This is a genomic window from Bacteroidota bacterium, assembly GCA_021300195.1.
Lineage (GTDB): Bacteria > Bacteroidota > Bacteroidia > J057 > JAJTIE01 > JAJTIE01.
Genome location: JAJTIE010000025.1, coordinates 96,203 through 108,727 on the forward strand (window position 1 = coordinate 96,203; position 12,525 = coordinate 108,727).

10 protein-coding genes, 2 tRNA genes and 1 rRNA gene are annotated in these 12,525 nt (G+C 56.4%); 10 read left to right on the forward strand and 3 right to left on the reverse strand.

Translation table 11 applies throughout. The annotated features are described in order from the left end of the window. Positions 1-49: 49 nt before the first annotated feature. The 10 genes from rpsA (at position 50) to LW884_06720 (ending at position 11,508) form a co-directional block, all read left to right on the forward strand. Positions 50-1,888 carry a 30S ribosomal protein S1 gene (gene rpsA, locus LW884_06675; protein MCE3008014.1) on the forward strand — a complete coding sequence of 613 codons (1,839 nt, stop codon included), beginning with the start codon at positions 50-52 and terminating at the stop codon, positions 1,886-1,888. Positions 1,889-2,216: 328 nt separating this feature from the next. Next, a complete protein-coding gene (locus LW884_06680) occupies positions 2,217-2,606 on the forward strand; it encodes a DUF4296 domain-containing protein (protein MCE3008015.1) in 390 nt (129 codons plus the stop codon). Positions 2,607-2,652: 46 nt separating this feature from the next. Continuing rightward, positions 2,653-5,055, forward strand: a complete 2,403-nt coding sequence (locus LW884_06685) for a Smr/MutS family protein (protein MCE3008016.1) — start codon at positions 2,653-2,655, stop codon at positions 5,053-5,055. 134 nt (positions 5,056-5,189) lie between these two features. After that, positions 5,190-6,092 (forward strand): helix-turn-helix domain-containing protein, encoded by a 903-nt coding sequence (locus LW884_06690; GenBank protein ID MCE3008017.1) that lies wholly within the window; start codon positions 5,190-5,192, stop codon positions 6,090-6,092. A gap of 180 nt (positions 6,093-6,272) precedes the next feature. After that, positions 6,273-7,742, forward strand: coding sequence for an IMP dehydrogenase (gene guaB / locus LW884_06695; GenBank protein ID MCE3008018.1), 1,470 nt, complete (start codon positions 6,273-6,275; stop codon positions 7,740-7,742). 298 nt (positions 7,743-8,040) lie between these two features. Next, positions 8,041-9,252, forward strand: coding sequence for an IscS subfamily cysteine desulfurase (locus LW884_06700; GenBank protein MCE3008019.1), 1,212 nt, complete (start codon positions 8,041-8,043; stop codon positions 9,250-9,252). Positions 9,253-9,352: 100 nt separating this feature from the next. Then, the gene (gene iscU / locus LW884_06705; GenBank protein ID MCE3008020.1) at positions 9,353-9,766 is read left to right on the forward strand and encodes a Fe-S cluster assembly scaffold IscU; all 414 of its coding nucleotides are present in this window, start codon (positions 9,353-9,355) and stop codon (positions 9,764-9,766) included. 3 nt (positions 9,767-9,769) lie between these two features. Beyond that, complete coding sequence (locus LW884_06710; protein ID MCE3008021.1) at positions 9,770-10,096, forward strand: iron-sulfur cluster assembly accessory protein; 327 nt, start codon at positions 9,770-9,772, stop codon at positions 10,094-10,096. A gap of 223 nt (positions 10,097-10,319) precedes the next feature. Further along, positions 10,320-10,838: a 5-(carboxyamino)imidazole ribonucleotide mutase gene (purE, locus tag LW884_06715; protein ID MCE3008022.1), complete on the forward strand. Its 519-nt coding sequence runs from the start codon at positions 10,320-10,322 to the stop codon at positions 10,836-10,838. A 1-nt stretch (position 10,839) separates the two neighbouring features. Further along, on the forward strand, positions 10,840-11,508 hold the full coding sequence (locus LW884_06720) for a hypothetical protein (protein ID MCE3008023.1): 669 nt from the start codon (positions 10,840-10,842) through the stop codon (positions 11,506-11,508). Positions 11,509-12,119: 611 nt separating this feature from the next. On the opposite strand, the gene LW884_06725 is transcribed toward LW884_06720, so the two are convergent. The 3 genes from LW884_06725 to LW884_06735 all read right to left on the reverse strand — a co-directional run. After that, positions 12,120-12,193, reverse strand: a tRNA-Ala gene (locus tag LW884_06725). Positions 12,194-12,269: 76 nt separating this feature from the next. Further along, positions 12,270-12,343 (reverse strand) — tRNA-Ile (locus LW884_06730). 71 nt (positions 12,344-12,414) lie between these two features. Beyond that, positions 12,415-12,525 (reverse strand): 16S ribosomal RNA (locus tag LW884_06735); the annotation flags it as partial.

Genomic DNA, 12,525 nt, shown 5'->3' on the forward strand with positions numbered 1-12,525 from the left:
AAACACCCGGCAGGTAGCCACCATGGAGCCGCAGATAGGTGCGCTGGATATGCCTGTATGGGAAGAACCTGAGGAGTACAGCCAAGCCGAGCGCGAGCAGATGGCCCGGAAGTACGAGCAAACCCTGACCGAGGTAGAGCCCTACCAGATTGTAAAGGGTACGGTCATTTCGATGGACGACCGCGAAGTGGTTGTAAACATCGGCTTCAAAAGCGAAGGCATTGTTGCGCTGAACGAATTTCGCGACCTGCTCCCCGGCCTTAAGCCCGGAGATCCGGTAGAAGTTTTCCTGGAAAACCTGGAGAACAAAAATGGCCAGCTGGTCATTAGCCGCCGGATGGCGAACAGCATGCGCGCCTGGGACAAAATCAACGCGGCCCTGGAAGAGGACACCGTGGTAGAGGGCACTGTGAAGCGCCGGACCAAAGGCGGCTTTGTAGTGGAGCTGGAAGGGGTAGAAGCCTTCTTGCCCGGTTCTCAGATCGACGTGAAACCCATCCGCGACTACGATAGCTACGTAGGCCAAAAGATGGAGTTCAAGGTGGTAAAAATCAACCACCAGCAAAATAACGTGGTCATCTCGCACAAGGCCCTGATCGAAAAAGATCTGGAAGCACAAAAGCAGGTGATCATCAACAACCTGGAAAAAGGACAGGTACTGGAAGGTACCGTGAAAAACATCACCAACTTTGGCGTGTTTATCGACCTGGGTGGTGTGGACGGCCTGCTACACATTACAGATATCAGCTGGGGCCGCATCAGCAGCCCAGATGAGGTGCTGAGCCTGGACCAGAAGCTGAATGTGGTGGTGCTGGACTTTGACGACGAGAAAAAACGCATCAGCCTGGGCCTGAAGCAGCTGCAAGCCCATCCCTGGGACAGCATGGCGGCAAGCCTGGAAGAAGGCGCAACCGTAAAAGGCAAGATTGTAACCATTGCCGACTATGGTGTGTTCATCGAGGTTGCCCCCGGTGTAGAAGGCCTGATCCACATAAGCGAAATGGGCTGGAGTACCCACCCCAAAAATCCGCACGATGTGTTCCAGGTAGGCCAGGAGGTAGAAGCCAAGGTACTGTCGCTAGACAAGGAAGACCGCAAAATGTCGCTGGGTATCAAGCAGCTTTCTGCCGACCCATGGCAGTCTGTACCAGCCAAGTACCCCATCGGCAGCCAGCACACGGTAACCGTAACAAACCTCACCAACTACGGCATATTCGTAGAGCTGGAGGATGGAATTGATGGCCTCATTCATATTCAAGACCTGAGCTGGAACAAGCTAAACCACCCCAGCGAGGTAACGAAAAAAGGGGAGAAAATAGAAGCGGTGATCCTGGAGATGGATCTGGATAACCGTAAACTACGCCTAGGCCACAAGCAACTGACCGAAGATCCCTGGGAGACCCTGATTACCGTATTCCCCGAAGGCAGCAGCCATACCGGAACGATTACAAAACTGAACGACAAAGGTGGCGTAGTGGAGCTGGAGTATGGTGTTGAGGGCTTCGTACCCAAAAAGCACCTTCAGGCCGAAGATGGTAAAGAAGCACTCAAGGAAGGCGACTCTGTTCCTTTCGTGGTGATCGAGTTCAACAAGGATGCCAAGCGCATCGTGCTGAGCCACGCCAAAACCTGGAAGGAAATGGAAGACGACAAGCCCAAAGCAGGTGCGCGTCGTAAGAAGAAAGACGAAGATGCATTTGTAACAACCGGCGCAGGTAGCAAGGACACCCTGGGCGACCTGAGTGCACTAGCCAAGCTGAAAGAGAGCATGGAAGGTGGAAGCCCAGTTGCAGAGGCGCCAAAGAAAAAGACTACCTCCAAAAAGGCTGAGGCTCAGAAAGACGAGACGCAGGCTGACGAGGTAGCCGAGGAAACAAGCGAGGAATAAAAATCGCTACGAAGTTCCAACACAAGAAACCCGCTCACGGCTGTGAGTGGGTTTTTTTTGTGTTGCCTCCCGGGGCTTAGTATATCTCAGTAATAGCCGGCCAAAGCTGGCGAAAAGTATTGCCGATACTTCCACCTAATAGCTCCCAAGTGTTTCCGGACTCTGCCGGATTTCAGCTGGATCGGTACGGGTTTTCGCTTGAAGAGAGCGAAGTACAGACACTGCCGGGGGCGGTAATGCAGATAAAGTGTGCCATACGGCCGCTTGCACACAGCAAGCGCACTTGTATTTGTATCTTGCATCGCAATTGGGGATTCCGTACCTGCATATGTACAGAAAGAGCAAAGCAAGACGAAAGCACCTGCTAGCTGTGGCGGTTTGGGCAGCCATAGTGCCCGTGCTAGTCGTTTGGGGCTGTGGCCCAGCTGCCAAGCCCCTGGATGAAGCGCAGATGAGCGCACTGATGGAGGATCTGATGCTGGCACACCACGGTGCCCTGCTCATCCAGCAGGGGGCTGTGCAGGCCAAAGATAGCACGCGGGCCCAGATGGTGCAGCAGGTACTGGCCCACCACCGGCTTAGCCCGGCCGAAGCAGAGGCAGCCCTGGCCGCCTATAGCGAAGATCCGGAGGCTTTCGAGCGCGTGTTCAACCAGGCCCTGGAGCGCCTGACCGTACGGGGGGCCAAGCTCAAGGGAAACTATTCTCCCCAGCCCTGATGTACTTCGGGATAAAAAAATTGCGTAGCAGCTGTTCTCTCCATACATGAAACTATATCCCGCAGAGGCCGGCGACAAGCTGGGCTTCGGCACCATTCGCAGGCAGCTGGGCAGCTACTGCTATAGCCCGGAGGCGCGTGCTGCCTGTGCAGAACTAAGCCCCCCCTCCGAACCCGAACTGGCCAACCGCTACCGCCAGCAGGTGGGCGAACTGATGCAGCTGGTACAGCGGGGCATACGCCTGCCCCTATCCGAGCTAGACCCCATTCAGCCCCTGCTCCACCAGCTGGCCATTGCCGGTGCCCACCTCACAGAGCCCGAACTGGGCCGCCTGCGCAGCTTCCTGGCTACAGCCAATGAGCTGGTGCGCTTTGTACGCGATCGGGAAGACACCCCACAGCTGCAGCAGCTCGTACAGGCCCACAGCAGCGACCCGGCCCTACATGCACGGATAGATAAGGTACTGGGGCCTGATAATCGGCTGCGAGACTCAGCCAGCCCCAGGCTGGCCGAGCTGAGGGCTAGCCTGCGCGAGGTAGGCACCCAGCTGCGCACACAGCTAAACCGGCTGCTACAGGCAGGAAAACAAAAGGGCCACTTTGATGCCGCTACCGAGGTAACCGTACGAAACGAACGGCTGGTACTGCCCGTGCCTGGCGAGCACCGCAGCAAATACGAGGGCTTTGTGCAAGACGTATCCGGTTCGGGGCAAACTTTCTTTATAGAACCGGCCAGCTCCCTGCCCATGAATAACCGCCAACGGGAGCTGAGCCGCCAGGAGCAGAATGAAGTTCTGCGCATCTTGCAAGCGGTGAGCGCCGAGCTGCACAGCGCCCTGCCTACCCTACGCAGCATGCTGCAGCTGGTAGCCAGCCTGGATCAGCGGTATGCGGCAGCCAGGCTGGGCATGGCCCTGGACGGAACCACCGCGTATACGATAGCGGAGCAGGGCAGCTACGCGGTGCAGCAGGCCCGTCATCCCCTACTCTGCCTACAGCGGGGGCCTGCTGCCGTGGTGCCTTTTTCGCTTCTGCTAGATGCACAGCAGCGCATCCTGCTGATCTCCGGGCCCAATGCGGGCGGCAAGTCTGTAACCATGACTGCCGTAGGACTGCTGCAGCTAATGGCCCAGTGTGGCCTACCCCTACCCACCGAGGCAGGTGCCCGGTTTCCCTGGTTGCACAAGCTATTCGTGCACATGGGGGATGACCAAAACCTGCAGAGCGACCTGAGCACCTACACCAGCCACCTGGTGCAGATGCGACACGCCTATGAGGAGCTGGATGCGCAGAGCCTGATCCTGATCGACGAATTTGGCACCGGAACCGACCCCGCCCTGGGCGGCCCCATTGCCCAGGCACTGCTAGAGCGCTTTGTGGCATCGGGTGCCCTGGGTGTCATCAACACGCATTATAGCCTGCTGAAGGAGTACGCCCACCACAGCCCGGGCATCCTGAATGGCGCCCTGGCCTTTGACCTGGCAGCCCTCTCTCCCACCTATCAGCTCGTCATTGGCCAGCCTGGCAGTAGCTATGCGCTGGAGATAGCCCGGCGTGTAGGGCTACCCGAGGCACTGATAGCGCGTGCCACCGAGCTGGCCGGAAAAGAACGGGGAGACACCGAGCAGCTGCTAACACAGCTACGCCAGCAGCAGCAGGAGCTACTGCAGCTAAGGGCACGCTACGCGACAGAGGTGAATGAACTGGAAAAGGCACGAAAGGAATATGTGGCCCTACAGCAGCAGGCCTCCCGGCAGAAAAAAGAAACGCTGGAACTGGCACGAAGGCAGGCAGAACAGATTGTAAAAGAAGCAAATGCCCGCATAGAGGCCACCATCCGGGGGATAAAGGAGGCAGAGGCAGACAAGGCGCAAACCCGCCAGCTGCGACAAGAACTGAAGGATGCCTTCCTGCTAGACGACACGGCACGAGCCAAAAAACGTAAGCAACACCGGCAGCAGGTAGATAGCACGGCTCAATCGGGTCCGCTGGCGGTGGGAGACCTGGTGCTGCTGGATGGCAGTGGCAGCACGGGCAAGGTGCTGGAGCTGGGAACCAAGGGGGTGCTGGTAGCCTTTGGCGAGCTGCAAACGCGCGTGGCACCCACCCGCCTGCGGCGGGTGGGTGCAGCCACACCGCCGGCAGCGGCACGCCACAGCACCCACGCCCCCATTCGAAACACAAGCCCCCCGCGCCAACTGGACCTGCGGGGGATGAGGCCCGAACAGGCCATTGCAGAGCTGGAAAAACTGCTGGATAGGCTCCTGCTGGCTGGCTACCCAGCAGCCGAAATCCTGCATGGCAAAGGGACCGGTGCCCTGCGCAGCGCCATTCGCCTGCACCTGCGTACCCACTACCCCCAGTTTCGGATAGAGGAACCGCCCGAGCAGCAGGGCGGAAGTGGCATTACCCACATTCACCTGGCCGATGGGCAGGGTATTGCTGAATAAGTGCACAGATCATTTCACCTGTGATATAGTTTGATTTATTTAGCTCCCACTGTTATATTTACGTAAACCGTAAATCATCGTATAAAATACCAGGCATGTAGGTCCGGATCTTACACTTTTTACTTGCAAGAATCATGGTTCAAAGGAAAGCCAAACGAAAAGCCGTCATACCCCAGCACAACGAAAACCAGCGTATCAAGGCAATCCGCAAGCTGATGAACCTGACCCAGCAGCAGTTTGCCGGCCAGATAGGTATATCGCAGGCTGCACTGAGTGACATTGAAAATGAAAAAAACGGGATCAGTTATGACGTATTCAAGCGCATACTGGAGTCCTTCCATATCAAGAGCGATTGGCTGATGTACCGAAATGGGGATCCATTTGAGCCCGTTAGCGAGGAGCTGGTAGCCCTGAACACGGCCTATACCCCCCAGCGCAAACGCAAGGAGCAAGCGCAGGCGGCTGCCAGCAGCGCTGCCATAGACGATGTGCGACAAGGCCCGGCCTCCAGGAAAACAGAGACACCGGCAACGCATGCCCGCATCCCCCTTATCAGCGGCAAGGAGGCAACCCAACGATATGCGGTGCAGTATGCAGACTGGGAGTTCATACAACTGCAGCCCACCCTGGAGCTGCCCGGCCTGAGCGGGCAAGACGAGTATCGTGCTTTTGAGGTGCGAGACGACAATATGTATCCCAGCCTGGCTGTGGGCGATGTGGTAGTGTGCAGCCTGGTGCAGCCCCGGGCAAGCCTGGCGGCAAACCAGGTATACCTGATAGCACATAGCAAGCATGAGCTAAAGATAGGCCGCGTGCCAGAAGAGGTGCCCGCCACCACCCCAGAGTTTCAACTGAATAGCGATAGCCCAAATGCTACTACCCTGCGCCTGAACCGGAAGCAGGTGCTGCAGCTATGGAAGGTGGAACGAATCATAACCCCAAACATCCCGCTCAAGCAGAGCCTGGATCATACCCTGGCGCGCGTTGGCCATGAACTGGAGGCGCTGCGAAACGAGATTGCTCGTACGCGGGGATAAGCGGGTTTCGCCTCCCAAATCTTGGAGTACCCAGACACAGTCCGACAGAAAAAAACACAACACGCACGGGCAGGCAGCCGGGGCGCACAGATGCGGAAACGCGTGGAAGTGTGGAACGACCAGCGTCTTAGCCCTTGCAGACCGGATTGCTTTTGCTACCTTTGCAAAAGTGTTTAGATCATGATAGACAGCCCGGAGAAAATCGTGGAGGGCCTCACCTTCGACGATGTCTTGCTCATCCCCGGCCACAGTCGGGTTCTACCCCGCGAGGTCGACACCAGCACCCTGCTTACGCCTGAAATTCGCCTGAATGTGCCGCTACTGAGTGCCGGCATGGATACGGTAACCGAATACCGCATGGCCATTGGCATGGCCACCAGCGGGGGCCTGGGCATCCTGCACAAAAACATGAGCGTAGAGCGCCAGGCCGACCAGGTGCGGCGCGTAAAGCGCTATGAGAGTGGCCTGATCGTAGACCCCATTACCCTGCGCCCGGATGATACCCTGGCAGATGCCTTCCGCATGATGGGCGAGTATAGCATTGGCGGTATACCGGTGGTGGATCAGCACAAAAAACTGGTAGGCATCATCACCAACCGCGACATCCGCTTCCATCAGCCCAACGGCACCCCGGTAAAGGAGGTGATGACGCATGAAAAACTGGTAACCGTGCCCGAAGGTACCACGCTGGACCAGGCCGAGGAAACCCTGAAGCGATATCGCATAGAAAAGCTGCCTGTAGTAAGCAAGGACGGAACCCTGGTTGGGCTGATTACCTACAAGGATATCCTGAAGAAAACAAACTTCCCGGATGCCTGCAAGGATGAGCTGGGCCGCCTGCGGGTGGGGGCCGCCGTAGGCGTAACAGCTGACACCCTGGAGCGTATAGAGGCGCTCCTAGCCTCCTCGGTGGACGTTATCACCATAGACACAGCCCATGGCCATAGCCAGGGGGTTATAGACATGGTGCGGAAGATACGCAAGCAGTTTCCGGATCTACAGCTCATAGCCGGCAACGTAGGCACCGGCGCAGCCGCCACAGCCCTTATAGAGGCCGGAGCCAATGCCATTAAAGTAGGCATAGGCCCTGGCAGCATCTGCACCACCCGCATTGTTACCGGTGTAGGGGTGCCACAGATAACGGCCGTGATGGCCGCCGTGGCGGCAGCAGCACCCCGGGGTATCCCGGTGATTGCCGACGGCGGCATCAAGTACAGCGGCGACATCCCGAAGGCCATAGCCGCCGGGGCCGACTGTGTTATGGCCGGCAACCTCTTTGCCGGTACGGATGAAAGCCCCGGCGAAACCATCATCTATGATGGGCGGAAATTCAAAAGCTACCGGGGCATGGGCAGTGTAGAGGCCATGGCCGAGGGCAGCAAAGACCGCTATTTCCAGGACGTGGAGGCCGACATCAAGAAGCTGGTACCCGAGGGCATTGTAGGCCGGGTACCCTACAAGGGTACGGTGGCCGAGGTGATCTACCAGATGGTAGGGGGCCTGCGGGCCGGCATGGGCTACTGCGGTGCCGCCAGCCTGGCCGAACTAAAGCAGGCACGCTTTGTGCGCATCACAAATGCCGGCCTGACCGAAAGCCACGCACACGACATCTATATTACCAAAGAAGCACCCAACTATAGCCGCAAGTAGCGGTATACCAGCCGCATCAAAAAGACCAAAAGGGGCCCGAGCGCCCTTTTTTTTGTGCCAGGCTGCCAACCAGCCCACCTGTGGCCAGGCGGACAAGCCCGAATAGCACTGCGGCATATGTACTGCCCAAAAAGCACAAGCATTTAGCTCAGAAAATATACCAGTCGGAAACTTGCAGGTAACCGTCTGCGTTTTTAGCTTTGTAGAATTAGAATAAGTATAAATAAGCACCAACTCCGGAGGCAAGTGCATCAAGAAGCAAAGCCGTACTCCCAGCCCTTACTCCCAAGCTAAAATCATGAAAACACCCATATACCTGGACAACAATGCCACCACACGCATGGACCCCCGTGTGCTGGAGGCCATGCTACCCTATTTTACCGAAGACTATGGTAATGCTGCCAGCCGGAACCACCTGTTTGGCTGGCGAGCCGAAGAGGCAGTGGACTATGCACGCGAGCAGATAGCCAACCTAATAGGTTGCACGGCAAAAGAGATTGTATTTACCTCCGGCGCTACCGAAAGCAATAACCTGGCTATAAAGGGCGTGTTCGAAATGTATGCGCGCAAGGGCAACCACATCATTACTGCCCGCACGGAGCACAAGGCTGTAGTAGACACCTGCCGCGCCCTGGAGCGCCGCGGTGCCCGGGTAACCTACCTGAATGTACAGCAAGATGGCCTGATAGACCTGAAAGAACTGGAGGCGGCAATGACCCCGCAGACGGCGCTTGTGGCGATCATGTTTGCCAATAACGAAACAGGCGTGATACAGCCCATCCGCGAAATGTCGGCCATAGCCCACAGCTACGGGGCGCTCTTTTTTACCGATGCCACCCAGGCCGTGGGCAAGATACCCGTAAACGTGGACGAGGAGGGCATAGACCTGATGGCCTTCTCGGGCCACAAGATGTATGGCCCCAAGGGCGTGGGTGCCCTGTACGTACGGCGGAAGAATCCACGCGTGAAGGTAACTGCCCAGATGGACGGTGGCGGCCACGAGCGCGGCATGCGCAGTGGCACGCTGAATGTACCGGGCATTGTGGGCCTGGGCAAGGCCTGCGAGCTGGCTCAGCAGGAAATGCAGGCCGAGGCAACCCGCCTGCGCCAGCTGCGAGACAAGCTGGAAACCGAGCTGCTGAAGATAGAAGAGAGCACACGGAACGGCAATCCTACCCAGCGGCTGCCCCACGTGGCAAACATCAGCTTCAAGCACGTGGAGGGCGAGGGCCTGATGATGGGAATAAAAGACCTGGCAGTAAGCTCTGGCAGCGCCTGCACCAGTGCCAGCCTGGAACCCAGCTATGTGCTGAAAGCCATGGGCCTGAGCGACGACCTGGCACATAGCAGCATCCGCTTTGGCCTAGGCCGCTTCACCACCGAGGCCGAGATTGACTACGCCATTGGGCACGTGCGCGAGGCCGTAAGCAAGCTGCGCAAAATGAGCCCCCTATGGGAGATGTATCAGGAGGGTGTTGACCTCAGCACCGTAGCCTGGGTACCTCACTAAGCGGGATGCCCCCAGCCAGGAGCCGTTTCGCCCTGCTGCATCAAACTCGAATAACGCAATACTTACACCCCGATAGAACACAACCTAAAACCCGAAGGACATGGCTTATAGCGACAAAGTAATAGACCACTACAGCAACCCCCGAAATGTAGGTACGCTGGATAAAAGTAAAAGCAACGTGGGCACTGGCCTGGTAGGTGCCCCAGAGTGCGGAGACGTGATGCGCCTGCAGATAGAGGTGGATGAGCAGACCAAAGTGATCCGTGATGCCAAGTTTAAAACCTTTGGCTGTGGTAGTGCCATTGCCAGCAGCAGCCTGGCTACCGAGTGGCTAAAAGGCAAAACGGTAGACGAGGCCCTGGAGATAGACAACATGGAGATTGTGGAGGAGCTGGCACTGCCGCCTGTAAAAATCCACTGCAGCGTACTGGCCGAGGATGCTATAAAGGCAGCCATAAATGACTACCGAGCCAAGCAGGGACTGGAACCCATTGTATCTGAAAAAGCCCATTAAACCATGATCGCGATCTCAGATCAAGCAGCAGCACATGTAATGCGCCTGCGCGAGCAGGCGGGTCTGGGTGATGACTATGCCCTGCGCGTATCGGTAAACGGCGGCGGATGTTCAGGCCTGAGCTATCACCTGGACTTTGACAATGAAGTGCAGCCGGGCGACCAGGTGTTTCAGGACCACGGCATTACCATGCGCGTGAACCTGAAAAGCTATCTGTATCTGGCAGGCACCGAGCTAACGTATAGCGATGGCCTGCAAGGCAAGGGCTTCCACTTCAACAACCCGAATGCCAGCCGTGCCTGCGGCTGTGGCGAAAGCTTTGCTGTATAAGCGTGGTGTACCTGCGAGGAAATCGAAAAAGTACGCCACGCCCACCCATTAGGCCTAACACCCCAACAGCCCCCACCAGGGGGCTGTTTTTGTGGTGCGGCGGGCGCACCCTGTAGCAGTGGAAGCGCAAGCCATACCCAAACAATGGTTTCGGTCGTACAGATTTGGGCAGCATGCGTGCACAAAAAGCTGTAGATTTGGCAAAATCAAAGCCCTAAATACAATGAGCGCCAAAGAAATAGGAATCGTAATGGACTCGGCAGAAACCCTGCCGATAATGCTGGGGGCCACCAAACTGCTGGATCGCTTCGGCATCCCCTACGCGCTGGATATGCTGGAAACCCACAAAAACCCCCAGCGGATGATAGACTATGCGCGTTCGCTGGCCAGTAGTGATATTATGGTAGTGGTGGCGGGGGCCACAGGTGCTGCCCACCTGCCTGGTATGATTGCGGCCTTTACGCCCAAGCCGGTCATAGGGGTGCCGATCAAGGCCGATAACTCCATCGATGGCCTGGACGCCATATACTCCATGCTACAGATGCCCATGGGTGTACCCGTGGCCACCATGGCCCTGAATGAGGCGGCAAATGCGGCACTCTTTGCCCTGCAAATCCTGGGCTGCAAGCACCCCAGTTACCACGACCTGGTCATTGCCTTCAAACGGCAAATGAAGGAGGAAGAGGAGCGCAGAGCCAACAGGCTGGTCAGTAGCGGAATTGAAAAGTACCTGGAGAGCTAGTATGAAGAGCCTTCTTCGGGGATATGCACAGTTGTGCCTGATTTGCCTGCTGCTTAGCCAGGGCTTCGTGCTGGGCCAGGCCTATAACCGGCGAAACGAGGTAGTGATGACGGGTTTCGGCATGCGCTTCGCGTCCGACTTTTCCTACTACAATCAGGCACGTAACTTCCCACTCATCGAGGGGAACTACAGCCACATCACCATTGGCCCTACCTACAAGAAGTTCTATGGGAACGGCCAAATGGAAGTAGGCCTAAATTTTCTCTTCAAGGGTGGAGATGGCGGCTTTCAGCTACCGCTAGTAAATCGGGACAGTCCGGACACGCTGAACACCCGGATGACGGGCCTGGAGCTGGACTTCAAAGTAGGCCCACGCTTCGGCATTTTTACGCCTAAGATTGGCTTCCGCTGGCAGTACCGCTTTCTGCAGGAGGGCATGCTGAAGAAGGTGTTTGAGGGAGAACCTACCGATAAGTACAAGCTAAATAAAATGCACCTGCTGTTACCCATTGGCTTCTCGATCGACCTACCTACCGGCTTCGGGGCCACCGGCTTCGGGGCTTACTACAACTTTGGCCTTACCAACGTGCTCGGAACCGGAAACCTGCGTACCGGGGGGGTAATCCGTACCTTCAATTTTGAGATACACGTACTGCTAAGCAACCGCTGATAGACCACGGATCCGCTCGATAGGCAATAGATTCCCAATCCTCCTAGTCTGATCTTCTCGCGGCTCGTGCTTCAACTACCCTTCTGCCCTGTGGGGATAAACACGGGCATCGGGTTTTAAACGCAGACCCACCTTGCCCCAATGGGCTAGTCTTGGCCCCTTAAGTGGTTGCCTCGTAGTAGCAGATACCACACGCTCAAGGGGGGAGCACTGCCTTCTAAAAGAAATGGCTTCCTTGTAGTGGTTAGTATGTGTTGCTCCTTACCTATGCTCTCCACCAGTTGGGGATCCGGCTCGGGCCAGCGCACTCCCTGGTGCGTTGGTGTTTCCCGGTTTTGGGATTTAGGAAGTCAACGTGAACAGACCAATACCTGGCCTATCCATCCTTGGGAAAGAGACGGACATTCTGCACGCAACTTCAGTTTTCATGCGTTTAGAAACTGAATTTGACTCCTCAAATGCAGTCTTCTAGTACGCCACTTTTGGCCCGTAACTCCAGTGTTTACGCAGGGGTTGAACACAAGGTTTTGTCTAAATTTCGTCCAAATTTTTGACCCCAAAACAAAAAAAGCCTAAAAACTGGCTATGGAGGCCAATTTTGAGGCTTGGTGTGGAGGATAACGGAGTCGAACCGATGACCTCCTGCTTGCAAGGCAGGCGCTCTAGCCAGCTGAGCTAATCCCCCATAATGTCAAAAAAGCGCAGTGCGCTTTGTTTTTCTGTTTCAGAACCGGTTGCTTTGGTTCTGGCTTCCCTATACGTGGGCTTACCAGGACTCGAACCTGGGACCTCAACATTATCAGTGTTGCGCTCTAACCACCTGAGCTATAAGCCCATGAAAATCGAGGGGAAAAGATTCGTATAGAATCGAGAAAAGGAAATTGAATTGATCACAAAGATCACTAGAAAGGAGGTAATCCAGCCGCACCTTCCGGTACGGCTACCTTGTTACGACTTAGCCCCAGTTACCACTTTCGCCCTCGGCAGGTTTTAAGGCCCGACTTCAGGCGCCCGCGG